Below are 26,218 nucleotides of genomic sequence, written 5' to 3'. Positions count from 1 at the left end.
CCCACCCCGATTCGGGTCAACACAAAAATTGCCATGAAATCGTAAAAAACTGCATTCCCACTATTTTTCAGTTGCTTAGCGGACCGGATAGCCTTTCGCCTGCGCGGAACCTTTGAGCCATTCGGGATTAGGCGCTTTGTCGCACAGCCTTTAAGAGCCTGTTTAGCCCATCGCTTTTAGGAGTCCGGTGATACGAGCATGACGTCGCCCCGCATCACCGTCGCCTTGAGCGTTTATAACAATGGCCCCTATCTGGCGGCCGCGTTGGACAGCATGCTGGCGCAGAGCTTCGGCGATTTCGAGCTCCTGATCGTCAATGATGGGTCGACCGATGATTCCCGCGCGATCATCGATTCCTTTGCCGAGCGCGATCCGCGCATTCGGGCGGTCCATCAGCCCAATCGCGGTCTGATCCCCAGCCTCAATCTGATGATCGCTGAGGCGCGTGGCGAGTATATCGCGCGTATGGATGGGGATGACATTGCGCTGGCCGAGCGCTTTGCCCGGCAGGTGGCGTTTCTCGACGCACATCCCGATCATGGGGTGGTGGGGACGCGGGTGATCGGGATCACCGAAACCGGTGAGCCACGCCCCGACTGGACGATCGATCATCCCGTCGAGGCGGATGCCGTCCAGGCCGCACTCGAAGCCGGACCTTTGTTATGCCACCCCTCGGTCATGATGCGCCGTTCGCTGGTCACGATGGTGGGCGGCTATCGCGCCGCCTATCGCCATTGCGAGGATTATGACCTTTGGCTGCGGCTGGATGAGCGGACGCGCATGGCCAATCTGCCCGAACGGCTGATGCTCTATCGCTATTCGACCACCCAGGTGTCGCATCGCCATGTCCTGGCGCAGCATTATGGCGCGGCGGTCGCCCGTCTGGCGCGCGCCGAGCGGGTCGCGGGACGCCCCGATCCGTCCGAGCATTGGACGCAACTGCCCCCGGTCGATGAACTGGACGCGGCCTTTGGTCGTACCGGCGTCGCCAAAGCGGTGCGCGCCGAGGTGACGCGCGGCATTCTCTACCATCCCGAATCGCTGGCGGGCGATGGCCTGCCGTTGATCGCCCAGCATGTCCGCGACACGAAGCAGGATCGCCGTGCGCGCGTGCCGGGCCTGTGGCGCGCGGTCGCGCGTCTGGCGCGCAGCGGCAAGCCGGTCGCAGCAATGCGCCTGGCCAAAGCCCTGGCCCAGGGATGAGCGGATCGTCGATCCGCGGCGCGGCGCTCTGGTCGATCGGGTCGCAATATATCGCCTTTTCGATCCAGTTCGTGGTCAGCGTGCTGATCTCGCGCTTCTTCCTGACGCCGCCCGAAATGGGGCTTTATTCGATCGCGCTGTCGGCGGCGATGCTGGTGTCGGTGCTTCAGGATTTCGGCATCAGCCGGTTCGTGGCGGGCGAGCGCAACCTGACCGAGGCGCAGGTCGAGACCTGTTTCTCGGTCTCGCTGATCTTTGCCCTCGGGATCGGGTTGCTGATCTTCGTGCTCGCCTGGCCGGTGGCGTGGTTCTACGACAATGTCCGGCTGACGCCGTTGCTGCTCATCATCGCCGGCTCCTATCTGGTCGTGCCGTTCGGGATTGTGCCGAGCGCGATGCTCCAGCGGCGGATGGACTATTATTCGCTGTTTCTGGTCAATGTAGGTGCGGCGATCGTCAATGCCGCCTTCTCGCTGGGGTTGGCCTGGGCCGGCTATTCGGCCTTTGCCCTCGCCTGGGCGTCCGTCGCGCAGCAGGTCGCGCGCGCGCTGATCGGCCAGTGGCGTTCGGGCATCCGACCGCCCTTCCCCCCGCGCCTCAAAGGCGTAGGGCCGATCCTCCGCTTCGGATCGAACAGCTCGCTCCTCCATATCAGCGGCGCGATCGGCACGCGCAGCCCCGATCTGGTCATCGGTCGCGTGCTGACGCTGACCGCCGTTGGCCTGTTCAGCCGCGCCTCCAGCCTGGCGGCGCAGTTGCAGATGCTGGTCAGCGGCGCGGTCGACGGCGTCTTCTACCCCGCCTTTGCCCGGCTGCGCGATACCGGCGCCGATCTGGCCGCCCCCTATCAGCGGGTGGTCGCGGCCTATAGCGCGGCGACCTGGCCCGCTATGGCGTTCCTGGCCGCCGCCGCGACGCCGATCGTGCTGATGCTCTATGGTCCGCGCTGGGCCGGGGTCGCCCCGCTGCTTGCCTGGATTGCGATCGGGCAGATATTCTTCGCCGCGCTGCCGCTGCATGTCGAACTGCCCATCCTGCTCGGCAGGATCCGACGGCTGGTCGTGCTCAACATGCTCGATACCACCGCCTCGATCGGCCTGTTGCTGTTGGGCGCGATGGCGGGGCTGGAGACGGCGGCCGCGTCGCGCATCGCTTATGGGGCGATCTGGTTCCTGCTCTATGTCGGCCTGATTCGGCGGCTGACCGGCTTTGCCTGGCGGGGTATGGTGATCGTCTATGCGCAGAGCCTGATCGCGACGCTGGCGACCGTGGCGCCGCTGCTCGCCATCTATCGCTGGGTCGCCGCGCCCGAGGCGGTGGGGCTGGTGCTGCTCAGCGGCGCGGCGGTGATGGGCGTGCTGGCCTGGCTGGCAGTGGTCTATGTGCTGCGCCACCCGATCCGATTGGAGATCAATGCGATCGTCGCCGGGGTCTGGACGCGGCTGAGCCGTCGCCCCGGTCGCGCGAACGCCTGACGCCCAGGGTTGCCGCACCGCGTGGCGGCACCCATAGTCGGGCCATGCAACCGCCGCCCTCCGGCCTCGACGATCCCGAACAAGCGGCCTTTGCCTGGGCGCGGTTCCGCACCATCATGGCCTGGATGACGCTGGCCGCCGCCATTGCCGTGGCGGGGGCGATGATCGCGCTGGCCGAAATTTACGGTCCGCTCAACGGCGTGACGATGCTGGGGGTGATCGGCGGCATTGGCGGCACGGTGATGCTGACCGGCGCACTGATGGGGCTTGTGTTTCTGAGCTCGGGGACCGGGCATGACGAGGATGTCGACCGGCGTCCCTAAAAAACCGGCCCCCGCATCATGGCGGAGGCCGGTCCCTTATCGATCCGAAGCGTCGGGGGCGATCAGCCCGCCGCCGCCTCCGGCTCCACCGGGGCGGCCGCGCGAACACGACGACGGCGGGGCTTTTCCTCCGGAGCCGCATCCGCCTCGGGCGCGACGCCGAGCGAGGGCGGCAGGCGGTCGGCGTCGAAGCCGGTCGTCTCGCCCGCATCCTGCGCCTCGGCGGGGCGCTCGCGGCGCGGACGACCGCGACGGCGGGGCGCTTCCTGCTCGGCCTGGGGGGCGGGAGCGGCCTCGGCGGTCACCGGAGCCTGCACCTCTTCGGCCGCTTCGGCCACGACCGGCTGTTCGGCACGGACGGGGCGGCGATCCTCGCGGGGTTCCCGACGCGGACGATCGTCGCGGTCGCGACGCGGGCGCTCGTCGCGCGGCTGATTGTCGCGCTGATACGTCTCACGCGGCTGGCGCTCGCGACGCGGTTCCGCCTCGCCCTGCTGTTCGCCGGGGCGGATGGGATCGCCCTCGTCGCCATAATCCTCGGCGTCGTTGTCGAAGCCGTCGTCATATTGATCGTCGCGCGATTCCTCGCGCTGGCGACGCTGATTCTGTTCCTCGAAGCGCGAGCGGCTTTCGCTCAACACTCGGAAATAGTGATCGGCGAACTGCCAATAATATTCGGTGTTGACGCGGTCGCCCTGGCGCTGCGCCTCGGCCGCCAGATTCTTGTACTTTTCGTACAGCTGGTTGGCGTTGCCGCGCGCGCGGTTGTCGATGCGATTGCCATTGTCGGGGCGACCAGGGTTCCCACCCGGACGCTGCCCACCATTATTGCCGCCACCACGACCGCGACGGCGGCCGGCCTGCCGATTATTGATCAAGCTGTTCGTCCTTAGTCGTCAAACCAACAAGGTCCACTTTTCCCGGCACCGCGCGCGTGTCGCGCGATGCGAAGCTCTCGCGCCCCGTGAGGCGCTTGCCACGGCCGCCGGACAGCAGCGACTGCATGACGAAGGGTACGGGCATCGGCCCGACATCAACCACCCCTGAAACCCAGGTGTAAGGTGTCGATGTTCGCGAGCCCCTGTACGCGCTGTAGCGGGTCGGGGCCGGGTCCTACAAGCGAAATATGGGGGGTCACCGCAATTGTTCAATGCGCCAGCAGGGCACGCGGCCGCCCGCCGAGATCGCGGTGAAGCGCGACACGAAGACCCTGCGCTTCCAGCAGGCCGGTGACGGCGGGGGCCTGTTCATGCCCGATCTCGACGACGCAGGCGCCGCCGGGCGCTACCAAGCGCCGCAGTTCGGGGGCGAGCTTGCGATAATCGTCGAGGCCGTCTTCGCCGGCGAACAGCGCAGAGGCCGGCTCGAACCCGTGCACCTCGTGCGACAGGCTTTCGCCGGTGCCGATATAGGGCGGATTGGTGACGATGCAGTCGAACGGGCCGGTCAGCGCCGCCGCCCAGTCGCCGAGTACGAACCGTGCCCGGTCGGCCAGGCCGCACGCCGCCGCATTGGCGCGCGCATAGCCCAGTGCCTCGGCCGAGCGATCGACGCCGAGCCCTTTCGTTTCCCGCCACTCGTCGAGCAGGGCGAGCAGCAACGTGCCGGGCCCCGTGCCGAGGTCGAGCAAGGTGGCGGGCCGGCGGCCACCGAAATGCTGAAGCGCGGCGGCAATCAGCGTTTCACTATCCACGCGTGGCACCAGCGCGCCGGGGCCGACCATCAGGTCCAACGTCCAGAAACCGCGTGTGCCGGTGATATAGGCGACGGGCTCCTGTGCCTCGCGGCGTTCGACCAGCGGCCAGAAGCCATCGGGCACGGTGCGGGTGAGGTCGAGCAGCAGCGCATTACGCTCGATCCCCAAGGCGTGGGCGAACAGCAGCTCGGCATCGAGCCGCGCGGTGGGCGAGAAGGCGAAACGCGAAGCGGCTTGCGCCAGTGCGGTGCGGGCATCCACTATGTCATTCCTACCGCCCCGGCGAAGGCCGGGGTGGCGCGTGTCAGAGTTGAGGGGGAGCCCCCCTCACCCATCGAGCGCGGCGAGCCGTTCGGCCTCATCCTCCGCCAGCAGCGCGCCGATCAGTTCATCCAGCTCGCCTTCCAGGATTTCGGGCAGGCGGTGGAGGGTCAGGTTGATCCGGTGGTCGGTCACCCGGCCTTGCGGGAAGTTGTACGTCCGAATCCGCTCCGACCGGTCACCCGAGCCGACCATCGAGCGGCGCGTCCCCGCCCGCTCCGCCGCCAGTCGCTCGCGTTCGGCCTCGTACAACCGGGTCCGGAGCACCTTCATCGCCTTGGCGCGGTTCTTGTGCTGCGAGCGCTCGTCCTGCTGGATCACGACGAGGCCAGTCGGGATGTGCGTGATGCGGATCGCCGAGTCGGTCGTGTTGACGTGCTGCCCGCCCGCGCCCGACGAGCGATAGATGTCGATGCGCAGATCCTTGTCGTCGATCTGGAGGTCGACCTCCTCCGCTTCGGGCAGTACCGCGACAGTCGCCGCCGAGGTGTGGATGCGCCCGCCCGATTCGGTGACGGGTACGCGCTGCACCCGGTGGACGCCGGATTCGAACTTCAGTTTGGCGAACACGCCCGCGCCCGCGACCGAGGCGACGACTTCCTTGTAGCCGCCGGTGTCGGGGATGGAGGCCGAGATCACCTCGACCCGCCAGCCCTGCCGTTCGGCATAGCGCTGATACATGCGGAACAGGTCGCCCGCGAACAAGGCGGCCTCGTCGCCGCCGGTGCCGGCGCGGATTTCGAGCATGGCGGCACGCTCGTCGGCAGCGTCGCGGGGAAGCAGCGCCAGCGCCAGATGCCGGTCCGCCGCCGCCAGCGCGGTGCGGTTGGCGTGGAGTTCCTCCGCCGCCAATTCGCGCAGCTCATCATCGCCGTCCTGCGTCATGAAGGTCAGGCTATCGGCCTCCTGCCGCAACCGGCGCACTTCGGCGGCGGCGTTGGCGACCGGCTCCAGCTCGGCATATTCCTTCGACACCGCGACGAAGCGGTCCGACGGCAGGTCGCCAGTCGCCATCATCGCCTGCAATTCGTCGCGTCGCGCCTCGATCTGCGCGATGCGTTCGGCGGAGATGGTCTTCATGCGGTGGTCAGGCGCTGCGCCAACGAGGGAAGCTGGGCGCCATGCTCAGTCGCGACCGCATCCCCGAAAAGGAGGTCGAAGATGCTCTGCGATACCGATTCCAGCGGCACCGTGGCCTGCTCGCCGGTCGCCAGCGCCTTCACCTGCACCTGGCCGTTCGCAAGTTCATCGTCGCCGAGGATCAGCGCGTAGCTTGCCCCCTGGTCGTTCGCCTTGGCCATGCGGCGCTTCATATTGCCCCGGAACGCCATGTCCGTGGCGACGCCCGCCCGGCGCAGCTCGGCGACGAGGCCGGTCGCGCGCAGTTCCGCCGCCGCGCCCATCGGCACGACGACCGCGTCGATGACCGGCTTGGCCGGCTCGTCCAGCAGCATTGCCAGCCGCTCGACCCCCGCCGCCCAGCCCACGCCCGGCGTGGCGGGACCGCCCAGCGACTCGATCAGCCCGTCATAGCGGCCGCCGGCCAGCACGGTCCCTTGCGCACCCAGCCGGTCGGTCACGAACTCGAAGGCGGTGTGGCGATAATAATCGAGCCCGCGCACCAGCCGCGCATTGCGCGTCCAGGCCACGCCCGCCGCGTCCAGCCCCGCCGTCACCGCCTCGAAGAAGGCGCGCGCCTCGGGCGTCAGATAGGCGTCGATATCGGGCGCGGCATCGGCGATCGGCCGGTCGCGCGGGTCCTTGGAATCGAGGATGCGCAGCGGATTCTTCTCCAGCCGCACCAGGCTGTCCTCGGACAGCTGGTCGCGGTGCGCCTCGAAATGCGCGACCAGCGCGTCGCGCCAGGCATCGCGGGTCTCGGCATCGCCCAACGTGTTGAGCTGCAGCGTCACGCCCTCGGCGATGCCCAGTTCGTGCAGCAGCTGGTCGGCCATGACCAGCAGCTCGACATCCGCCGCCGGTTCGGCCGCGCCCAGGATTTCGGCGTCGATCTGGTGGAACTGGCGATAGCGGCCCTTTTGCGGGCGCTCGTAGCGGAACACCGGGCCCGAGGTGACGAGCTTAAGCGGCGCATATTGCTGCCACCCTTCGGTCAGGTACGCGCGGGCGATCCCCGCCGTGAACTCCGGCCGCAGGGTCAGCATGTCGCCGCCGCGATCGGGGAAGGTGTACATCTCCTTCGACACGACATCGGTCGTCTCGCCGATCGAGCGGGCGAAGACCTGCGTATCCTCGAATACCGGCAGGTCGAGCCGCTGGAAGGCGTAAAGTTCGTGGACCTGCTCGAACGTCCGCAGCACCTCCGCAAAGCGGCGCTGCTCGTCGCCGAAGATGTCCTGCGTGCCGCGCACGCGCTTGGGGGTTTCGATCCGTGCCATAGAGGTGGCGGTATCTAGGGAAGCGAAGCCCTGCGCGCTAGAGTGCGATCAATGCTCGGCCGACAGCCAATCCTCCAGTGCCAGTTCCGGGGTGGGACGGGTTTCCGCGCACATGCTGTGCCGCATGATCTCCAATGCCCATTGCCGGTGGTCGTCGCTCTCGCTCGCCACCGTATCGCCCGGCACCCACAGGTCGTACTCGCGCATATGCGCATCGGCGGCCGTAAACAGCACGCAGATATCGGCGGCCACCCCAGTCAGGATCACCCGGCTGACACCCAGTTGCGGCAGCAGCACCGGCAGATTGGTCGCGTAGAAGCCCGAAAATTGCGGCTTCACCACGAAATAGTCGCGGTCGCGCGGTCGCAGCGCGGCGATCAACGCGCGACCGGGGCTGTCCTCGCGATCGCAATGCTCCACGATCGAGGCGCGTTCGGAATGCCAATGGCCGAAATTGTCGTTGACGTAGATGACGGGCACTTCGGCCGCATCGGCGCGGTCCCGCAGAGCGACGATCCGCCGCGCCGCCGCCTCGGCCGGCGCGCGGAGCTGCTCGCCGCCTTCGAAATCGAGGTCGTTGATCATGTCGATGATGATCAGTGCGGCGGAATGGGGGGCGTCGCTCATGCCACCTGCTCCCGACCATAGCCGAAGGTCTTCCATGTCATGGCGGTCATCCTGCCATGTCCGGTACAGCCGGGCCTTGATATAGCCCAACAACATTCGTGATAGAGCATGAAGACTCCATTGGACGGTCGGGGCTAAGCGCCTAGCATTCGGTCATGTTCATGCTGTCGCTCGTCCTGATGGCCGCTCCTGTCCTGCCCAGCCCGGCGCAAGACGCCCCGGCGGCGGTGGTGCCGCCGGATCATGCCGATGTGGAACAGCAACGCCGCGCGGTTCAGGTCGAACGGGATCAACGCGCAAGATATGATGCGCCGCCGGTCGAGGACTATGCCCGGCAGAAGACGGAAATGATGCGCGCCTTCTTCATCGACGGCTATGGCCATGATGTCGGTCTCGTCACCGTGACGCGAGCCCCCGCCCAAGAGCCTCGTATCGAATGGCGCGCACCCAAGCCACGCGAAGGCGAGGGTGCCGTGTCGGTGATGAACGCGATCGTGCCGCTTTCGCTATGGCGTGACCTGCAAGGCGCGAGCGGCTATTTCGACCGGGCGCTGGTGCAACGCCCCACCAAACAACATGTGATATGCCTGCACGGCTGGGGCACGCGGGTCGAAATGGTGGACGATAACGGTAAGATCCGGCACGCGACGGCGGACGGATGCGGCGATGATTCCCTGGCATGGCCCTTTGCCAAGCGGATGGCGGCCACGGCGCTAGCCACGATGCCCACATGCGCGTTGCTGAACGCAGAACGTGCCGGGAACGACATCATGCAGCTCGGCAAATGCACGGTGCTGGCGGGCGATCGCGCCGCAGCGGCGGAGGCCTATAACGCTTATGACACGCCTTGGTTCGCCAATCCGCGCGGCGAGGATTTCGCCCGCTCGCTCACTTATCTCTTCCTCGAAAAACTCGACTTTTCCTGGCCAGGGGAAACACCGGCTACGCAAGGCGCGGCGGCTGCGCGGTTGTGGAGCATCCATGCGGGGGAAAATTTCTTCTCGCCGCAGCGCGTCTTCGGTGAAACCGCCGACCGGGTGCGGATGGAGGGCGTGATCTGGGTGCGTGGCGCCACGCCCGAGGCGAACCCCAAAGCCACAGCGGCGACCATGATCTGGGAACGCTGCAACGGCTTCGGATTTCGTGTCGCCCGCTTTTGGGTAGGTCGGGCGGGGTCCCACCCCATGACGAAGACCACGTCCTGCAGCCGCATGCCTTGATCCCATCGGCAGGATGGTCAGATCCACCTGTTACGGCATAATCCTCCCGATATGACCCTATCCCGCTGGCAACGCCTGCAGACCCGTATCGGCGAACGAATCGCACCGCCGCGATTCATAGCCTTCGCCCTGATCCTGGTCGGCGCGGGCGTCGTGCTCGTCCCGCCGCTGGGATTGACACGCGGGATATTGGCAGGGTTCGATCTGGCCGCCTTTCTCTTCCTCATCTCGCTGGTGCCCCTGCTGCGTCAGGGACAGGCCGCGCGGATGCGCGCTCGCGCCGCGCGCAACGATGCCAATCGCGCCGTGCTGCTCGTCTTTTGCGGGGTGGTGCTGTTCGTCATCCTCGTCGCGGTCGGCGGCGAGTTGCGCGGGCGGAGCAGCACCGTCACCATCGCGCTGGTCGTCACCACGCTGATCCTCGCCTGGCTGTTCTCCAATATCGTCTATGCGCTGCACTATGCGCATCTCTTCTACAGTGCCGGCGAGAAGGGCGACGCCGGCGGCCTGCAATTCCCCGACACCGCCGAGCCCGATTACTGGGATTTCCTCTATTTCTCGGTGACGCTGGGCATGACCTTCCAAACGTCCGATGTCGCCATCGCCGCGCGCCGGATGCGGCGGGTGGTGACGGGGCAGTGCCTGGCGGCCTTTCTGTTCAACCTGGGCGTCATCGCCTTTACGGTCAATGTGTTGGGCAATAGCTGAAGCCTGCGCGGCCGGCCGGGCAAAAGGGTCTGGACGACTGGCCTATCGGGTGCCTAACCTGCCGCCATCTCCTCCCGCCGCAAAAGGCTTTTCATGATCCGCCTGCCCTATCGTTCCCTGCTCGTCGCGTCGCTGCTCGCCACCACCGCCTTCCCCGCCATGGCCCAGGTTCCCGCCGGCAATTCGGCACCGGTGGCGCAGGCGCCGTTCGTCAACACCATCCCCGATGCGGTCGACACCCCCTATCCGGGTACGATCAAGCTGGTGGTCGACGCGACCGACACCGATCGCGGCATCTTCCGCGTGAAGGAGACGATCCCCGTCGCCAAGGCGGGACCGATGGCGCTGCTATTCCCGAAATGGCTGCCTGGCGCGCATAGCCCCCGCGGCGAGATCGAGAAGCTCGCCGGCCTCGTCATCAAGGCGAACGGCCAGGTCCTGCCCTGGACGCGCGATCCAGTCGATGTCTTCGCCTTCCATATCGACGTGCCGGCCGGCGCACAGGCGCTGGACGTCGAGTTCCAGTTCCTGTCGGCGACCAAGCCCGATCAGGGCCGCATCGCCGTCACCCCGACCATGATCTCGCTGCAGCCCAATTCGGTCAGCCTGTATCCGGCGGGCTATTATACCCGCCAGATCCCGATCCAGATGACCGCGACCTTCCCCACCGGCTGGACCGCGGCGGGGGCGGTGCCGGCGCAGGTGTCGGGTTCGACCTACACCTATGACACGACCAATTACGAGATCCTGGTCGACTCGCCGATCCTGGCGGGCAAGTACGGCAAGGTCTTCCCCCTGACCCCCAATGTGAAGCTGAACGTCTTCGCCGACAATCCCGGCGAACTGGCGGCCAAGCCGGAACAGATCGCGGCGCATACCCGTCTGGTCGAACAGGCCGAAAAGGCCTTCGGCTCGCATCATTTCGACCATTATGAGTTCCTGCTGTCGATCACCGACCAACTGGGCGGTATCGGGCTGGAGCATCATCGCTCGTCCGAAAATGGCGTGACGCCGGGCTATTTCACCGAATGGGATTCGGGGCCGGGTCGCCGCAACCTGCTGCCGCACGAATTCACCCATAGCTGGGACGGCAAGTTCCGGCGCGGGGCCGACCTGTGGACTCCCGATTTCCGCTCGCCGATGCGCGACTCGCTGCTGTGGGTCTATGAAGGCCAGACGCAGTTCTGGGGCTATGTGCTCCAGGCGCGTTCGGGCATGGTGTCCAAGCAGGACACGCTGGACCAGTATGCCTCGATCCTGGCGATCTACGACACCGCGCCCGCGCGCCAGTGGCGCAACCTGGTCGACACGACCAACGATCCCATCATCTCGTCGCGCAAGCCCAAGGGCTGGACGAGCTGGCAGCGGTCGGAGGACTATTACAACGAAGGCCTGATGGTCTGGATGGAGGTCGACGCGATGCTCCGCCAGAAGTCGGGCGGGACCAAGTCGATCGACGATTTCGCCAAGGCGTTTTTCGGCATCCGCAACGGCGACTGGGGTGAGGTGACCTATACGTTCGACGATGTCGCCGCCACGCTGAACAAGATCGTCCCCTATGACTGGGCCGATTTCCTGCACCGCCGCATCACCGAGACGGGCCAGCCCGCCCCGATCCAGGGCTTCGCTATGAACGGCTACAAGCTGGTCTATACCGACCAGCCGACCCCGACCTTCAAGCAGGGCGAAAAGAACAGCACGAATGTCAGCTATTCGCTGGGCATGATCGTGTCGAACAGCGGCGAGGTGACCAGCTCGATTTGGGACAGTCCGGCGTTCAAGGCAGGCATCGATGTCGGCACCCAGATCCAGGCGGTCAATGGCGAGGCCTATTCGGGCGACCGGCTGAAGGCGGCGATCATCGCCGCCAAGGATTCGGCGCATCCGGTCAAGTTGGTGATAAAGAACCAGGATCGCTTCCGCGACGTGACCCTGGCCTATACCGGCGGGCCGCGTTATCCACGTCTGGAAAAGGTCGGCACCGGCGAAACCGGGCTGGATCGTCTGCTGAAGGCGCGCTGAGCGCGTCTTCACCGACATCTATCGACAGGCCATGGCGGGTTGCGCTATCGCGCCCGCCATTGTTTTTCCACCGGAAGGAATCTTCCGGTCATTGGCAAAGAAAGACTGACCGATGCGTATCGATCTCATTCCCGTCGGCAAGAGCCCGCCCGACGACATCAACGTCGTGATCGAGGTGCCGACCGGTGGCGAGCCGGTGAAGTATGAGTTCGACAAGGCGTCGGGCGCCTTGTTCGTCGACCGCATTCTCCACACGCCGATGCGTTACCCCGCGAATTACGGCTTCGTGCCGCACACGCTGAGCCCCGATGGCGATCCGCTCGACGCGCTGGTCGTGTCGCGCACGCCGTTCATCCCGGGCTGCGTCGTGCGCGCGCGTCCGATCGCCGTGCTGAACCTGGAAGACGAAGCCGGCGGCGACGAGAAGCTGGTCTGCGTGCCGGTCGACTCGACCTTCCCGTACTACTCGAACGTCGGCGGCCGCGACGATCTGCCCGAGATCGTGTTCCAGCAGATCGAGCACTTCTTCACCCATTATAAGGACCTGGAGAAGAAGAAGTGGGTGCGCATCGGCACCTGGGGCGACCGGGACGAAGCGCGTCGCATCGTCGTCGAGGCGATCGAGCGCTACGAGGACGCCAAGGCCAAGGGTGAAGAGCCGCACGACCACGACGTGCCCGGCCGCGAATAAGCTTTTAGCTTTCGATTTCAGGAAAACGCCCCGGTGCCCCCATGCACCGGGGCGTTTTTCTATGGCGGGAAGGATTCTGAAAGCGGAAGGGGGACGGCAATCCCGGCACGTGAGGAACGGTCTCTCCGTGGCTTTCGACTTCGCTCCGTTTGAACGGAGCGAAGGGAAACCTACCGCCCCGCTAGCTTCTCCAATGCCGCACCGGACACCCGCTGCACGGTCCACTCGTCCATCGCCTGCGCCCCCATCGCACGGTAGAATTCGACGGCGGGCGTGTTCCAGTCGAGCACCGACCATTCGAACCGCGCCCAACCCCGGTCCCGCGCGATGCCCGCCAGATGGATCAGCAGCGCCTTGCCCACCCCGCCGCCGCGCGCCGCCGGCGTGACGTACAGATCCTCCAGATACAGGCCCGGCCGCCCCGTCCAGGTCGAGAAGTTGCGGAAGAACAGCGCAAAGCCAACCGCCACGCCGTCCCGCTCGGCGATCACCGCCTCGGCCGCCCGATGGGCGCCGAACAGCGCCTCGGCCAGCATCGGCTCGGTCGCCGCGACCGCATCGGGCTCGCGCTCGAAGGCGGCTAACTCGCGGACGAAGCCCAAAATGGTCGCGACATCGCCGGGTGTAGCGGGTCGGATGGCGGTCGTCATAATCCTGCCTCACTCTGGGGACCCGGCCCCGGCCGCCGCACCGCGACGATACAGCCGGCGATGATCAGCGCGGCCCCGACCAGGGTGAACAGCGAGACATGCTCGCCGAACACCACATAGCCCAGACAGGCCGCCCACACGAACGCGGTATATTCGACCGGCGCCAGCACCTGTGCCTCCGCCCGCGCATAGGCCCAGGCGAGCAGCAGCGCGGACACGCTCCCCAAAGCAGCGGCGATCACGATCGCGGGCCATTGCCCCGCCGCCGGCCAGTTCGCGACAAAGGGGGCCGCGGGCGTCATCAGCACGGCAATGACCAACATGGTGAACAGCGCGACCTCGGTCGGCCCCGCCGCCTGCGCCTGCCGCCGCAGCAGGACGAGGCTGACCGCATAGAGGACCGAGGCCACGATGATCGCCAGCGACCCCAGCACGACCTGGGTCGAAGCCTGCGCCTGCACCTCGCCCGCCGCGATCACCAGCACGCCACCGCCCGCGATCAGCGAGCCGAGGATCGCCGCGCGCCGGATGCGCTCGCCCAGCGTCAGCGCGGCGAGGAACAGCGCCATCAGCGGCGACAGGAAGGTCAGCGCCACGCTCTGCGCCATCGGCACCCGCGCCAGTCCCCAGAAGAACAGCACGACCGAAATCCCGCCGGTCGCCCCGCGCGCGATGTGGAGCGTCAGCGCATGCCGCCCCGGCCAACGACCGCCCTTGGCCAGGAAGAGCAGTGCCATGATCGCCACTCCGACCCAGGACCGCCACAGCACCGCGCTATAGGCGCCGCTGTCGATCGACAGCCGCTTCATCAGCGTATCCATCACCGAGTAGATGGCGATCCCCGCCGCCGCGACGGCAAAGGCGATGACGGGAGAGGTGCGCGCGCTCATGCCCCCGCCGTTACCGGGGCCACGCGCCAAAGGCGAGGGGCGCGGTGGATAGCACGCCCGCCTTGCCCCACGGCCGGTGGCGACAGGCGACAAAAAGAACTTCGCCCGAACAACATCTTGCCCAGCGTCCCGGACTTCCCCGCAGGCCGGCAGGGATGAAAGCCGAACCCGCATCCGTTTGCCATCCAGACACTATCAAGGGGCAAAGGGTATGAAGACGGTCCTGGTCGCGACGGGTTTGACGATGGCGCTGATGGCGGCGCATCCCGCCCACGCGCAAGTCACCGCCTCGGTCGGCGCGGACTATAGCAGCGGTCGCTATGGCACCGGACAGAAGATCAGCACCGCCAGTTCCACCGCCTCGCTGCGCGCCAAGCACAAGCGGGTCAGCGTCTTCGCCGCGCTGCCGGTGGTACAGGTCGATGCGCCGGGCAATGTCGTCGCGCCCCCCGGCGGTCCGCTGGGCCTGCCGATCTTCGTCGATCCCACCCGCCCCGCGACGCGGGTGCGGCGCAGCGGGCTGGGCGACGCGGTGGTCGGCGCCTCGGTCCAGCTGACCGAACCGCGTCCGCACCATCTGGCGCTGGCGGTGACGGGCAGCGCCAAGCTGCCCACCGCCTCGGCCGCGCGGGGCCTTGGGACGGGCAAGACGGACTATACGGTCCTGGGCGAAGCCGCCGTCCCGGGCAAGGTCACGCCCTTCGTGTCGGTCGGCCACAGTTTTGTCGGGCAGCCCGATGCCTATCGTCTGCGCGACGTCACCAGCGCACGGGGCGGCGTGGCGCTGCGTGTCGGCAAGGCGAGCGAGGTCAACGTCTCGTACAACTACGCCTCCCGCGCCAGCGACCAAGCCGCCGATCGGCAGGAAATCGGTGCCGGCCTCGACACCGCACTGTCCCAGCGTCTGTCACTGGGGGTGCAGGGCAGTGCCGGGGTCAGCCGCGGCGCCCCCGATGCGGGAGCGGGCGTCCGGCTCGGCTTGCGACTGTGATCATTCGGGACTTGGCGGGTCGGCGTCCGGGCCGAAATATTCGTAGCGATAGGATGTGAGCGCCGCGCCGACGCATTCGACGCTGGGTGCGGCCCTGACATCGCTTTCCTGTGCTACATCCCGGTAAAGGAACCGGACATAGGGCAGGCCGCTATGCGCGACCTTGAATTCCGTCATGGTGACGCCGCATGTCCTGGCGATCTGCCGGAAAGTCCGCTTGGTCAGTAAGGGCTTGCCTGTCGAGGGCGTCGTGCAACCAGAAGCCGTCAGCGCGATGCTCAGAAGGACAGCCCGTATGGACATCACGCCCGCTCTCCCATCCCATCCAGCCATAGGGGAAGGATATAGTCGCGGGTCAGGGGAGCAAGCGGGAGCGCATGGGCCTGCGCCGGATCGACCCACAACGCCTCGGCGATTTCGGCGGCGGGCGCGAGCTGGTGGTCGGTGCGAAGGTGAAAGACATGCGCATCGACGCGGGCACCCGCTTCGTTCGCGGCGGGCGCGGCGAATCGTCCCAGCGGTTGCAAATCCGCCTCGGCGACGATCAGCCCGATCTCTTCGTGCAGTTCGCGAACCAGCGCGGCGGCGGGCTCCTCGCCGGGCTCGATCTTGCCGCCCGCTTGCATGAAGAACCGGGTGTCCGCCTTGCGGACGAGCAGCACATGGCCCGCCCCGTCTTCGATCAGCGCAGCGGCAATAGGGATGACGGTCATACCATCATCGTAACGACCCATTCCGCCCCCGCAAGCGGGGGTGGCCAGGGAGGACGGGTTACTCCGCCGCGATCGCCGCCTTCGCCACGTCGGCGGCTTCCAGCTCGGCGGCCTTGGCCTCGACCAGCTTGACGATATGGTCGACCATGTCGGCATCCTCGACCGTGTGGTCGGTCAGGCCCGACAGATAGACCATGTGCTTGCCATTGCCGCCGCCGGTCACGCCGATATCGGTCTCGCGCGCCTCGCCGGGGCCGTTGACGACGCAGCCCAGCACCGACAACGACATGGGCGTGCGGATGTGCTGGAGCCGCTCCTCCAGTACCTGGACGGTGCGGATCACGTCGAAACCCTGCCGCGCGCAGGACGGGCAGGACACGACGCGCACGCCGCGATTGCGGATGCCCAGCGCCTTCAGGATCTCGAAGCCGACGCGCACCTCCTCTTCAGGCTCGGCCGACAGGGAAACGCGGATCGTGTCACCGATCCCGAACCATAGCAGCGAGCCGATGCCGATCGAGGACTTGACCGTCCCGCCGATCAGCCCACCCGCCTCGGTAATGCCCAGATGCAGCGGGCAATCGGTCGCCTCGGCCAGCCCCTGATAGGCAGCGACCGCCAGGAACACGTCGGACGCCTTCACCGCGACCTTATACTCGTGGAAGTCATGGTCCTGGAGCAGCTTGATATGGTCGAGCGCGCTTTCCACCAGCGCCTCGGGACAGGGCTCGCCATATTTTTCGAGCAGGTCCTTCTCGAGGCTACCGGCATTCACGCCGATGCGGATGGCGCAACCATTGGCCTTGGCGGCGCGGACCACTTCGGCGACGCGCTCGGACGAACCGATATTGCCCGGATTGATGCGCAGACAGGCCGCGCCCGCATCGGCCGCCTCCAGCGCACGCTTATAGTGGAAATGGATGTCCGCGACGATCGGCACGCGTGCCGCCTTGGTGATCTTGGCCAGCGCCGCCGTCGAATCGGTGTCGGGGCAGGAGACGCGGATGATGTCCGCGCCCGCCTCTTCGCACCGGCGAATCTGGTCGATCGTAGCGACCGGATCGCTGGTCGGCGTGTTGGTCATGGTCTGCACGGTGACGGGGGCGTCGCCGCCCACGGGCACGTTGCCCACCATGATCTGACGGCTTTGGCGGCGGACGATATCTCGCCAGGGACGAATGGACATGGACCCCTATATACGCGCGCGGCGTTGCGGTTCAAAGTCAGTGCTGTACCAGACCCCCAGAATGACCGCCGCCGCCCCCATCCCCCGCCATTATGGTCTCGACTGGCTGCGCATCGGCGCCTTCGCCATCCTGATCCTGTACCATATCGGCATGGTGTTCGTGCCCTGGGGCTTCCACGTGCAGTTGGCCAGCCTGCCCTGGGTCGCGATCCCGATGCTGGCGAGCAATCCGTGGCGGCTGATGCTGCTGTTCGTCGTGTCGGGCTATGCCACCCGCGCGCTGGCGGTGCGGCACCCGTCGATCCTCAGTTTCGTGCGCGGGCGCAGCATCCGACTGCTCGTGCCGCTGGCGTTCGGGATCGCCGTGCTGGTGCCGCCACAGATCTGGGCCGAGCTGGTCAGCAAATATGGCTATCCGGGGTCCTATTGGACCTTCTGGACGCGCGATTGGCTGAGCTTCCGGCGAATCGGCGGCGTGGTGCCGACGCCGGCCTGGAATCACCTGTGGTTCGTCGGTTACCTCTGGGCCTATACCATGGCGATCGCGCTGATGCTGGCGGTCGGCCACCCCTGGGCGCGCGCGGCGCAAAGGCTGTTCGACCGGATCTTCGGCGGTTGGGGGGGCGTGATCCTGCCCGTCGGCTGGCTGATGCTGGTCGATATCCATTGGTTTCCCGGCGAGAGCGAAACCCATGGCCTGATCGACGACGGGCTGGCGCATCTCCTCTATTTCCCGGCGCTGCTGTTCGGCTTCGGCATGGCGGGGTCGGAGCGGGTGCTGGACAGTTTCCGCCGGGGCTGGATCGTCGCCGGGATTATTGCACTCCTCAGCTATGGCGTCGCGGCGGGGCTGGAGCTGCGCTGGCCCGGGCTGGCGGGTGCGCCAGCGGGATTGGGTAACATCTTCGCCGGCGCGCGCGCGGTGCAGGGATGGATGGCGGTCGTCGCACTGATCGGGATCGCCGAGCGTTTCTGGAACCGCGACCATGTCTGGCGCCGGACGCTGACGGAGGCGGTGTTCCCCTTCTATCTGATCCACCAGACCATCATCATCCTGGTCGCGCTCGCCTTGCAGGGCGCGGGATGGCCGCTGGCGTTCGATGCGCTGATCCTGATAATCGCGACGGTGGCGGGATGCTGGCTCTTCTATCTGGTCGGCCGCCGGGTGCGTTGGCTGCGCCCCCTGATCGGGTTGCGGCCGGGGGATGGCAGCAAGCGGGCGATCTGATAGGGGGCGCGGGACTTTCCTTGTCTTTCCTGGAGTACACCCATGTCCGCATCCTGGTCGCTGGTCATCCATGGCGGCGCGGGCCGGATTACGCGCGACGTCCTGACCACTGAGCAGGACGCCGGCGCACGCGCCGGGCTGGACGCGGCGCTAAAGGCCGGGGCGGCGGTGCTGGCCGGTGGCGGCGAGGCGCTCGACGCGGTCGAGGCCGCGGTCCGCGTGCTGGAGGACGATCCGCATTTCAATGCCGGGCGCGGCGCCTGCTTCACGCGGGAAGGAACCAACGAACTCGATGCCGCGATCATGGACGGTCGCGACCGCCGCGCCGGTTCGGTCGCGGGTGTAACGCGCACCCGCCATCCGGTGTCGCTGGCGCGCGCGGTGATGACCGCCAGTCCACATGTCCTGCTCGCCGGCGCGGGCGCGGATCGCTTCGCGATTGAACAGGGGCTGGAGCAGGTCGACCCTGCCTGGTTCCACACCGACGAACGCCGTCGCCAGCTCGACGAGCTCCTGTCGCGGGGTGCCGACGCCTTCGACAGCGATATGAAATATGGCACGGTCGGTGCCGTCGCCTGCGACATGCAGGGCCATGTCGCCGCCGCCACCTCGACCGGGGGCGTCACGGGCAAGCGCTGGGGCCGGATCGGCGATTCGCCGCTGATCGGCGCCGGCACCTATGCCGACGATCGCGCCTGTGCGGTGTCCTGCACCGGCTCGGGCGAGGTCTTCATCCGCGTCGGCGTCGGGCATGAGATCGCCGCGCGCCGTCGCTTCACCGGCGACAGCATCCAGCAGGCCGCCGACGCAGTGCTGGCCGAGGTACGCGACCTGGGCGGCACCGGTGGCACCATCGTCGCCGCGCCGGATGGCAGCATCGCCTGGAGCATGACCACGGCGGGCATGTATCGCGGCCGTGCGACGAGCGGTGGCGAACACAGGGTAGCGATCTACGCCGACGAGGGATAAAACGCGCGTCATGAAGCACTTGCGCCTGTTCGTCGCGATGATCGCGGCGTCCCTCTTCGCCTCGCCCGCCGCCGCCTATTGGGAATATGGTCATGAGACCGTCGCGGCGATCGCCTGGGCCAATATCACCCCGCATGCGCGTGCGGAGATTCGCCAGATCCTGCGCGCGCAAGCGAAGCTCGACACCCCCACCTGCCCCGTCCGCACCATCGAGGAAGCCAGCGTCTGGCCGGATTGCGTCAAGCCGCTGAAGGACGAGGCCGGCAAGTCGCGCTTCGGCTATGCCTATAGCTGGCATTATCAGAATGTGGACATCTGCCAGCCCTTCCGCCTGCCGCCGGCCTGCGACACGGGCGATTGCGTGTCGGCGCAGATTCCGCGCCAGCTCGCGATCCTGAAGGACAAGCGCGCCAGCCAGAAGGACCGGGTGATGGCCCTGGCCTTCCTCGTCCATTTCGTCGGCGACCTGCACCAGCCGCTTCACGCCGGGGACAAGGGCGACAAGGGCGGCAACGACACCCATGTCGATTACGGCATCTATGCGACGCCGCGTCTCAACCTGCATTCGGTATGGGACGGGCTGCTGGCCGAGCGCGCCATCTCGACGCCGCCGGCGATCGTCCGGCGCTATCCGGTTGCCGAGCAGCGGCGCGAGGCGGCGGGCGGCGTGATGGCCTGGAGCCGCGAGAATTGGGCGATCGCCAAGCGGGCCTATGCCGCCGCGATGGGCGGCGATGCGTGCCGGCCGACGCCGGCACACATGCATATGGACGAAGCGGCGATCGAGGCGATGGCGCCGGTCGAACGCGAACAGATCAAACGTGGTGGGTTGCGCTTGGCCAAACTGTTAAACAGCGCGTTTAGGGGGGTGAAGGCAGGGCGGAGTCGCGTGGCCTTCGACTTCGCTCAGGCTGAACGGGGTTAGGTTGAAACGCGGTCAGTCGCCCGCATGGCCGGAAGCCACGCCCCCCACACGCCGTTCACGCTGAGCGAAGCCGAAGCGCACGCTTCCCCCTCGCCCAGCGCCTGCCAAAACGCCCGGCCCCAAATGGGCCGGGCCTTTCATCACCCCAGAACGACCGTCACCGCGCGACGATTCTGCGCATAGCTGGCTTCGTCCGAACCCAGTGCGATCGGGCGTTCCTTGCCATAGCTGATGACCGTCATCCGGTCCGCCGACACGCCGCGCGCGGCGAGATAATTCTTGGCGGCGTTGGCGCGGCGATCGCCCAGCGCGAGGTTATATTCGCGCGTGCCGCGTTCGTCGCAATGCCCCTCGATCGTGATGCGGACATTGGGATAGCGCATCAGCCACCCCGCCTGGCTGTCCAGGATCGCGCGCGATTCGGGATCGATATCATATTGGTCGAGCCCGAAATGGATCGTGTTCGAGGTCACCGAGCGCTTGAAATCGGCGTCCGAACCCGGGACGATCGCGCCATCGGTCGGCGTCGCCTGACCCGCATTGGGGTCGACGCCCGCATTCTGGTCGACCGGGGCCGGCGGCAGGACGGCGGGGCGCTTCTTGGCACAGCCGGCGATCGCGAGCGCCATGGTGGCGACGACAAGCGTGGTCTTGATCTTGGTCACTGGACTATCACTCCCTCTGGATTCGTTTCGCCCCCGAAACCCGCTCCCAACGTCGTCAGGGCCGCAGCGGCCCCCAGGCGGGATCCGACCCGTCGAGCGGGGTCGGAATACGCCGTTCGTTGACGCCGGTCAGGTCGACCATCCACACATCGGCCTTGCCCGACGATCCTTGCGTCGTGCGCTGGAAGGTGATGACGCGGCCATTGGGCGACCAGCTCGGCCCTTCGTCCTGCCAGCTATTGGTCAACAGCTTCTCAGCCCCACCCGACGGGTTCATGATGCCGATGCGAAACGCCCCGCCCAGCTTGGTGAAGGCGATCAGGTCGCCGCGCGGGCTCCACACCGGGGTCGCATAGCGCCCGCCGCCAAAGCTGATCCGCTGCTGGTTCGAGCCATCGGCGTTCATCACGTAAATCTGCTGTCCGCCCGAGCGGTCGCTTTCGAACACGATCTTGGAGCCGTCGGGCGAATAGCTGCCGCCGGTATCGATGCCGGGCGAGTTGGTCAGCCGCTGCGGCGTGCCCCCTTGCGCCGAGACGCGGTAGATATCGGTGTTGCCGCCCTGCGCCATCGAGAAGAGGATCCAGCGGCCATCGGGCGAAAAGCGCGGCGCGAAGGTCGTCGCGGCATTCTGCACCACCAGCCGCTGGCGGCCGCTGCCGATGTCATAGACATAGATGGCCGGCCGCTTGTCGACATAGGACATATAGACGATCGACTGCTGGTTCGGCGCGAAACGCGGGGTCAGCACGATCGACTGACCGTTGGTCAGGAAGCGGTGATTGGCACCGTCCTGGTCCATGATCGCCAGCCGCTTGATCCGCCGCGCCTTGGGGCCGGTTTCCGAGACATAGACGATCCGGCTATCGAAATAGGGCCCTTCACCGGTCAGCTTGGTATAGATGCTGTCGGCGCATTTGTGCGCGGCGCGGCGCCATTCGGCGGGCTGCACCACAAAGCCTTGCCGCGCCAGTTCGCTCTTGGCCAGCACGTCATAGAGATAGCAACCGACGGTCAGCGTGCCGTCGCCATTGGCGCGGACATAGCCCTGGACCAGCGCCTGCGCGCCGGTGCCGTTCCAATAGTCGAAGGCGGGCGCGGTCACTTCGGGAAAGGACACGGTGCGCAGCTGCGCCGGCGGGATCGGCGTGAACAGCCCTGAATTGCGCAGGTCATTGGCGATGATCTGCGACAGCTGCTGCCCCACCACATCGGTGGTCCCCGCCGCCGTCTGCACGACGGCATTGGTCGGCATGGCGGGAATGGCGATCGGCATCGGCGCAGAAATGCCGCCCTCGACATCGACGACCAGCCCTTCCTGGCCATTGGCAGGGGCGACAGCCGGTTGCTGCCCGGCCGGGGCCGGGGCCTGCCCAGGCTCGGCCTGGGGCGCGGGCGCCGGCACGTCCTGCGCGGACAGCGCACTGGCCGCCAGCATCAGCGTGAGCGGAAGAGTCAGCAGGGAACGGGGCATTAGCATCATCCTCAACCCGGTAGTTTGTAGCGCATCATGATGTGGCTCCAGCCGCCGGGCCCATCATAAAGTTCCGCCGGCAGCCCGTGCAGCGGCGTGCAGTGTTCGAACGACGCCATCGCGGCGGCATCGATCTGACCCACATAGCGTTCATTGTCACCATCGACACCGCCATGCCCCACGATCTGCGGGATTTCGGCCAGGCTGCCGTCGCGGGCCAGGTGCAGCTTCATCTGGACCCAGATGCGATTGGCACCGGGGCCGGGATTGACCTGTCGGTTCGCGCAGGGCTGGACCTGGTGCAGGATCGAACGGGCGATTTGTATTTGCTGCGCGGCATCCGCCGGCCGTGCCGGTGGCATGGTCCCGTCCTGCGCCGCCACAGGCGCGGTCGGCATCAGTCCCAGGATCAAACCGATGGACGCGGCAAGGGATCGGCGCATCACCCTCATCCCGGCAGCTTATAGCGCAGCGTGAAGTTGCTCCAGCCGCCGGGCACGTCATAGAGTTCCGCCGGTAACCCGCGCAGCGGCGAGCAGCCCTTGAAAGTGGCGATCGCCAGATCGTCGACCCGGTCGACATAGCGATCATTCTCGCCATCGACGCCGCTATGGCCGACGACGCGCGGGGCGGCCGCCAGGCTGCCGTCGCGATTGAGCTTCAGGTTCATCGTCACGCGGATCCGCTCAGCACCGGGGCCCGGCGTCACCTGGCGATTGGCGCAGGGCTGCACCTGGCGCAGGATCGCCGAGGCGATGTTGGCCAGTTGCTGCGCACCGATCTTCGTCGCGGGCGCCGCTTCCGACTTGGACGGCGACGGATCGGGCGACAGGCCCTTGAGGAAATCATTGCCGAGCCGCGATCCGCGCGGCTTGGCAGCGGTGGCGGTCGCGCTGTTGCCCTGTCCACGCGCGGGCGTGGTCGGCCGGGATGCGGAAGGCTTGGCGGCCGATTGGCTGGGCTTGGACGCGGCCGGAGCCGGCTTCGCCGCCGGCGCGGGTTTCGCCGGCGCTGGCTTGGCCGGGGCCGGTCTGGCGGGGGCGGGCTTGGCCGGTTGCGGCTTCGGTTTGGGTTGCGGCCGCTCCGCCGGCTTGGGTCGCGGCTGTGGCTTCGGCTCGGGGCGCGGTTCGGGTTTGGGCGCCGGCTGAGGCTTGGGTTGCGGTTGCGGCTTGGGCTGGGGGCGCGGTTCCGGCGCGGGCGGCGGAGGGGCCGGCTGCGGCTCGGGTTCGGCCTCCACCGGCTCGGGCGGGGCCGCATCCTCGGGCGCGCCTTCTTCCGGAGCGATCGACTGGGCGGGTTGCTGGTTGGGGGTGGGCGATTCGGCCTCCAGCCCGACATCCTTGACCAGCGAGATGTCGATCGGCGTGACCTTCAGCTTTTCCGGGTTCGGCGTCGCCAGAAAGCCGACCGACAACAGGCCGAACAGGACGATATGTCCTGCGACCGCGATCGCCAGCCCGGTCCGTTCCCCACGCTCCATCAGCGCGCGCCCGCTCCCTCAGCCGCGCCGCCCTCGACGGTAACCAGCGACACGCGGTTCAGCCCGGCGCGGTTCAGCTCGCCCATCACCCGCATCACCCGGCCGTAATCGAGCGCCCGGTCGGCGCGTAGATAGATTTGCGGCACCTGCCCGTCCGGGTCCTTGCGCGCGGCGATCGCATCCAGCTTGGCGGGCAGATCGGCGTCGCTGATCTCATCCTCGTTCAGGAACAGCCGCCCCTGCTCATCGATCGAGATCTGCTCGGGCTTCTGCTCCTGCTCCAGCGCCTTGGCGCGGCTATCGGGCAGGTTAACCGGCACGCCCGTGGTCAGCAATGGCGCCGTCACCATGAAGATGATCAGCAGCACCAGCATCACGTCGACCAGCGGCGTGACGTTGATCTCCGCCATCGGCGCACGGCGGCCCCGGCCGGAGCGGGAGGGAAGGTTCATGGCCATCGCCCGTCCCCTCTCAACGCGCCTGATCGAGCTGGCGGCTGAGCGTGGTGTGGAAACCGTCGGCGAACCGGTTGAGCGACGCCTCCACCTTGTTCACCCCGTGGCTGAACCGGTTATAGGCGATGACCGCCGGGATGGCGGCGAACAGGCCGATGGCAGTGGCGAACAGCGCCTCGGCGATCCCCGGCGCGACGACAGCTAGCGACGAATTCTGCGCCTGCGCGATGCCCGTGAAGCTGCGCATGATGCCCCAGACGGTGCCGAACAGGCCGACGAACGGCGCGACCGAGCCGACGGTCGCCAGCACGTTCAAACGGTCCGACAATTTGTCGATCTCGCCCGCCACGGCCGAGCCCATCGCGGTGGCGAGACGCTCACGCGTGCCGTCACGATCGATATGCCCGCCCGCGGTCGACCGCCGCCATTCCTGTACCCCGGCCGAGAAGACCCGCGCGCTGGGCAGTTCATTGTCCTGCTCCATCCGGTGAAAGGCGTCGATATCCTCCGCCTTCCAGAAATCGCGCTCGAACCGGGTCATGCCCTTCTTCGTGCGCGCCAGCTTGCGCGAGAAGGCGACGATGATCGTCCAGGTCCAGATGCTGGCGAGCAACAGCCCGATCATCACGAACTTCACCACCCAATCGGCCTGAAGGAACAGCGCGACGGGCGACAATGTGGCGGCATCCATGTTGAAGACGGGATTCATGGGTGTTCGGTGTCCCCCTGCCAGACAAGGCGTTGGTAGATGGCGATCCAGTCGGCGGGTTGCCGACGCGGGCGGCCGTTCGGGCCGACCCAGGCGACGGTAACCCTGGCATCGGTCAGCTTGACCGTGCCGCACCTGACTGTCTGATGAATGACGACGCGAACCGCACTGACCTCGATCAGCTTCGAAGTCACGATCAGGTCGTCGTCGAGCCGCGCCGAGGCCGCATAGCGGATGGCGATATCGGTGACGGCATAGGCGCCCTCGCCCGCCTCATGCGCGGCGCGCTGGTCGATCCCGGCGACGCGCAGCATGTCGGAGCGGGCGCGCTCCATATAACGCAGATAATTGGCGTGATAGACCACGCCCGACAGGTCGGTATCCTCGAAATAGACGCGCACCGCGAAGCGATGCTCGTGCCCCTCGAAGCGGCCGCCCTTTGGCTGGTCGTCGTCCGTCACCGTCATGGTGAGTGCCCGTTAACCCATCCGCCCAGGGGAAGAAAGGCACTTGCGGCGCTGTTACCTACGGGTTACATGATACCTATAGGTTACAGGAGGCACATCATGGGTCTTGTCGAGAAGGCCGAACGCAAGAGCCGAGCGCGGGCCATCATCGGGTACCTGCTGGCGGCGACGCTTCTGGCATCAGCCATCCTCGCGATTCGAGGACACAGCGACGGCGCTGCGCGATTGGCGCCGTGGTTCGTCATGATCGCACTGACCGCGCTCAATCTCACCGCTCTGCCGTTCCGCTGGAACCGATGCGGGCCCGTATCCCAGCTGATGAACGACGAAACGACATGCGACCATCGCCGGTCAAGTCTGGCGGCGGGTTTCTGGGCCATGCTCGCTGCGGCGGCCGCGACCATCATCGTCGGATCACTCTTGCCCCTCGACACCATAGCGGCGGGCCGGATCGTCATCACTGCCGGGCTGATGGCGGCACTGATCGCATTTTCGACCCTGGAACTGCGCGCTAGCCGATGAACGAGACGCTGGGCAACGATCTGAAGGCCGCGCGCGAGGCGGCGGGGCTGACCCAGGGCGGCCTCGCCGAAGCGATCGGGGTCAGCCGCAAGACGATCAACACGGTGGAAAACGGCGTCTTCCAGCCATCGACCCTGCTCGCGCTCAAGCTGGCGCGAGCCCTGGGCCGACCGGTCGAATCGCTGTTCTGGATCGTCGACTGACCGGGC

Annotated in this window: 31 protein-coding genes; 13 read left to right on the top strand and 18 right to left on the bottom strand. The window is 67.0% G+C overall.

Translation table 11 applies throughout. The annotated features are described in order from the left end of the window. Positions 1-198 precede the first annotated feature (198 nt). Genes SP6_RS17575 through SP6_RS17565 form a run of 3 tightly spaced genes read left to right on the top strand, consistent with a single transcriptional unit; the run spans position 199 to position 3,001 of the window. A complete protein-coding gene (locus tag SP6_RS17575; RefSeq protein ID WP_007406487.1) occupies positions 199-1,203 on the top strand; it encodes a glycosyltransferase family 2 protein in 1,005 nt (334 codons plus the stop codon). Then, on the top strand, positions 1,200-2,678 hold the full coding sequence (locus SP6_RS17570; RefSeq protein WP_007406480.1) for an oligosaccharide flippase family protein: 1,479 nt from the start codon (positions 1,200-1,202) through the stop codon (positions 2,676-2,678). Before SP6_RS17575 ends, SP6_RS17570 begins: the two co-directional genes overlap by 4 nt. A gap of 44 nt (positions 2,679-2,722) precedes the next feature. Continuing rightward, the gene (locus SP6_RS17565; protein WP_007406510.1) at positions 2,723-3,001 is read left to right on the top strand and encodes a hypothetical protein; all 279 of its coding nucleotides are present in this window, start codon (positions 2,723-2,725) and stop codon (positions 2,999-3,001) included. Between the two features lie 62 nt (positions 3,002-3,063). Here the strand turns inward: SP6_RS17565 and SP6_RS17560 are convergent, their stop codons facing one another. The 6 genes from SP6_RS17560 to SP6_RS17540 form a co-directional block, all read right to left on the bottom strand. Further along, on the bottom strand, positions 3,064-3,879 hold the full coding sequence (locus tag SP6_RS17560) for a DUF4167 domain-containing protein (protein WP_007406498.1): 816 nt from the start codon (positions 3,877-3,879) through the stop codon (positions 3,064-3,066). Continuing rightward, positions 3,869-4,042: a hypothetical protein gene (locus SP6_RS21080; protein ID WP_156146127.1), complete on the bottom strand. Its 174-nt coding sequence runs from the start codon at positions 4,040-4,042 to the stop codon at positions 3,869-3,871. Before SP6_RS21080 ends, SP6_RS17560 begins: the two co-directional genes overlap by 11 nt. Positions 4,043-4,148: 106 nt before the next feature. Continuing rightward, positions 4,149-4,958, bottom strand: coding sequence for a peptide chain release factor N(5)-glutamine methyltransferase (prmC, locus tag SP6_RS17555; protein WP_007406533.1), 810 nt, complete (start codon positions 4,956-4,958; stop codon positions 4,149-4,151). Between the two features lie 66 nt (positions 4,959-5,024). Then, positions 5,025-6,098 (bottom strand): peptide chain release factor 1, encoded by a 1,074-nt coding sequence (gene prfA / locus SP6_RS17550; RefSeq protein WP_007406516.1) that lies wholly within the window; start codon positions 6,096-6,098, stop codon positions 5,025-5,027. Then, positions 6,095-7,417: a histidine--tRNA ligase gene (hisS, locus tag SP6_RS17545; protein ID WP_007406526.1), complete on the bottom strand. Its 1,323-nt coding sequence runs from the start codon at positions 7,415-7,417 to the stop codon at positions 6,095-6,097. The genes prfA and hisS overlap by 4 nt, the downstream gene beginning before the upstream one ends. Before the next feature lie 48 nt (positions 7,418-7,465). Beyond that, positions 7,466-8,044 (bottom strand): cysteine hydrolase family protein, encoded by a 579-nt coding sequence (locus tag SP6_RS17540; protein ID WP_037569725.1) that lies wholly within the window; start codon positions 8,042-8,044, stop codon positions 7,466-7,468. Between the two features lie 155 nt (positions 8,045-8,199). Here SP6_RS17540 and SP6_RS17535 point away from each other — a divergent pair, with 155 nt between their 5' ends. The 4 genes from SP6_RS17535 (at position 8,200) to ppa (ending at position 12,685) form a co-directional block, all read left to right on the top strand. After that, on the top strand, positions 8,200-9,264 hold the full coding sequence (locus SP6_RS17535; protein ID WP_007406519.1) for a hypothetical protein: 1,065 nt from the start codon (positions 8,200-8,202) through the stop codon (positions 9,262-9,264). Between the two features lie 51 nt (positions 9,265-9,315). Further along, positions 9,316-9,972: a DUF1345 domain-containing protein gene (locus SP6_RS17530; protein ID WP_007406484.1), complete on the top strand. Its 657-nt coding sequence runs from the start codon at positions 9,316-9,318 to the stop codon at positions 9,970-9,972. 93 nt (positions 9,973-10,065) lie between these two features. Further along, complete coding sequence (locus tag SP6_RS17525; protein ID WP_007406478.1) at positions 10,066-11,994, top strand: M61 family metallopeptidase; 1,929 nt, start codon at positions 10,066-10,068, stop codon at positions 11,992-11,994. Positions 11,995-12,106: 112 nt separating this feature from the next. Next, on the top strand, positions 12,107-12,685 hold the full coding sequence (gene ppa, locus SP6_RS17520) for an inorganic diphosphatase (protein ID WP_007406515.1): 579 nt from the start codon (positions 12,107-12,109) through the stop codon (positions 12,683-12,685). Positions 12,686-12,855: 170 nt separating this feature from the next. Here the strand turns inward: ppa and SP6_RS17515 are convergent, their stop codons facing one another. Beyond that, the gene (locus SP6_RS17515; protein ID WP_007406508.1) at positions 12,856-13,335 is read right to left on the bottom strand and encodes a GNAT family N-acetyltransferase; all 480 of its coding nucleotides are present in this window, start codon (positions 13,333-13,335) and stop codon (positions 12,856-12,858) included. Next, positions 13,332-14,225: a DMT family transporter gene (locus SP6_RS17510; protein ID WP_007406522.1), complete on the bottom strand. Its 894-nt coding sequence runs from the start codon at positions 14,223-14,225 to the stop codon at positions 13,332-13,334. The genes SP6_RS17515 and SP6_RS17510 overlap by 4 nt, the downstream gene beginning before the upstream one ends. Positions 14,226-14,436: 211 nt before the next feature. Between SP6_RS17510 and SP6_RS17505 the strand changes: the two genes are divergently transcribed. Then, positions 14,437-15,216 (top strand): transporter, encoded by a 780-nt coding sequence (locus SP6_RS17505; protein ID WP_007406506.1) that lies wholly within the window; start codon positions 14,437-14,439, stop codon positions 15,214-15,216. Here SP6_RS17505 and SP6_RS21075 read toward each other — a convergent pair whose 3' ends face one another. The 3 genes from SP6_RS21075 to ispG all read right to left on the bottom strand — a co-directional run bounded on the left by SP6_RS21075 (position 15,217) and on the right by ispG (position 17,115). Then, entirely contained in the window at positions 15,217-15,393 is a 177-nt protein-coding gene (locus SP6_RS21075; RefSeq protein ID WP_007406528.1) for a hypothetical protein, read from the bottom strand. It lies immediately after the preceding gene. A 125-nt stretch (positions 15,394-15,518) separates the two neighbouring features. Then, positions 15,519-15,929 (bottom strand): NUDIX hydrolase, encoded by a 411-nt coding sequence (locus SP6_RS17500; RefSeq protein ID WP_007406532.1) that lies wholly within the window; start codon positions 15,927-15,929, stop codon positions 15,519-15,521. A gap of 58 nt (positions 15,930-15,987) precedes the next feature. Continuing rightward, a complete protein-coding gene (ispG, locus tag SP6_RS17495) occupies positions 15,988-17,115 on the bottom strand; it encodes a flavodoxin-dependent (E)-4-hydroxy-3-methylbut-2-enyl-diphosphate synthase (protein WP_037569694.1) in 1,128 nt (375 codons plus the stop codon). A 61-nt stretch (positions 17,116-17,176) separates the two neighbouring features. Here ispG and SP6_RS17490 point away from each other — a divergent pair, with 61 nt between their 5' ends. The 3 genes from SP6_RS17490 to SP6_RS17480 are packed head-to-tail and all read left to right on the top strand — an operon-like array spanning position 17,177 to position 20,237. After that, complete coding sequence (locus SP6_RS17490; protein ID WP_007406489.1) at positions 17,177-18,343, top strand: acyltransferase family protein; 1,167 nt, start codon at positions 17,177-17,179, stop codon at positions 18,341-18,343. Positions 18,344-18,385: 42 nt separating this feature from the next. Further along, positions 18,386-19,312 (top strand): isoaspartyl peptidase/L-asparaginase family protein, encoded by a 927-nt coding sequence (locus SP6_RS17485; RefSeq protein ID WP_007406475.1) that lies wholly within the window; start codon positions 18,386-18,388, stop codon positions 19,310-19,312. A 10-nt stretch (positions 19,313-19,322) separates the two neighbouring features. Next, on the top strand, positions 19,323-20,237 hold the full coding sequence (locus SP6_RS17480) for a S1/P1 nuclease (protein WP_042469406.1): 915 nt from the start codon (positions 19,323-19,325) through the stop codon (positions 20,235-20,237). Between the two features lie 140 nt (positions 20,238-20,377). Here SP6_RS17480 and pal read toward each other — a convergent pair whose 3' ends face one another. From pal to SP6_RS17445, 7 genes are read right to left on the bottom strand one after another with little or no spacing between them, the layout of a single operon-like run. Then, positions 20,378-20,902, bottom strand: coding sequence for a peptidoglycan-associated lipoprotein Pal (gene pal / locus SP6_RS17475; protein WP_007406493.1), 525 nt, complete (start codon positions 20,900-20,902; stop codon positions 20,378-20,380). A 55-nt stretch (positions 20,903-20,957) separates the two neighbouring features. Continuing rightward, entirely contained in the window at positions 20,958-22,376 is a 1,419-nt protein-coding gene (tolB, locus tag SP6_RS17470; protein WP_007406501.1) for a Tol-Pal system beta propeller repeat protein TolB, read from the bottom strand. Positions 22,377-22,387: 11 nt separating this feature from the next. Beyond that, positions 22,388-22,819, bottom strand: a complete 432-nt coding sequence (tolA, locus tag SP6_RS17465; protein WP_050794221.1) for a cell envelope integrity protein TolA — start codon at positions 22,817-22,819, stop codon at positions 22,388-22,390. A gap of 5 nt (positions 22,820-22,824) precedes the next feature. Continuing rightward, entirely contained in the window at positions 22,825-23,856 is a 1,032-nt protein-coding gene (tolA, locus tag SP6_RS17460; RefSeq protein ID WP_007406535.1) for a cell envelope integrity protein TolA, read from the bottom strand. Beyond that, entirely contained in the window at positions 23,856-24,314 is a 459-nt protein-coding gene (gene tolR / locus SP6_RS17455; RefSeq protein WP_007406527.1) for a protein TolR, read from the bottom strand. Before tolR ends, tolA (SP6_RS17460) begins: the two co-directional genes overlap by 1 nt. A gap of 13 nt (positions 24,315-24,327) precedes the next feature. Further along, positions 24,328-25,020, bottom strand: a complete 693-nt coding sequence (gene tolQ / locus SP6_RS17450; RefSeq protein ID WP_037569691.1) for a protein TolQ — start codon at positions 25,018-25,020, stop codon at positions 24,328-24,330. After that, positions 25,017-25,487 (bottom strand): YbgC/FadM family acyl-CoA thioesterase, encoded by a 471-nt coding sequence (locus SP6_RS17445; protein WP_007406530.1) that lies wholly within the window; start codon positions 25,485-25,487, stop codon positions 25,017-25,019. The genes tolQ and SP6_RS17445 overlap by 4 nt, the downstream gene beginning before the upstream one ends. A gap of 99 nt (positions 25,488-25,586) precedes the next feature. Here SP6_RS17445 and SP6_RS17440 point away from each other — a divergent pair, with 99 nt between their 5' ends. After that, positions 25,587-26,009, top strand: coding sequence for a hypothetical protein (locus tag SP6_RS17440; protein ID WP_007406514.1), 423 nt, complete (start codon positions 25,587-25,589; stop codon positions 26,007-26,009). Then, positions 26,006-26,212 carry a helix-turn-helix transcriptional regulator gene (locus SP6_RS17435; protein ID WP_007406509.1) on the top strand — a complete coding sequence of 69 codons (207 nt, stop codon included), beginning with the start codon at positions 26,006-26,008 and terminating at the stop codon, positions 26,210-26,212. Before SP6_RS17440 ends, SP6_RS17435 begins: the two co-directional genes overlap by 4 nt. Positions 26,213-26,218 lie beyond the last annotated feature (6 nt).

It is taken from the genome of Sphingomonas paucimobilis NBRC 13935 (assembly GCF_000739895.2).
In the GTDB taxonomy this organism is placed as follows: domain Bacteria; phylum Pseudomonadota; class Alphaproteobacteria; order Sphingomonadales; family Sphingomonadaceae; genus Sphingomonas; species Sphingomonas paucimobilis.
Note: the sequence above shows the minus strand (reverse complement) of the source record. Positions and strands in the feature narration are given on the sequence as shown.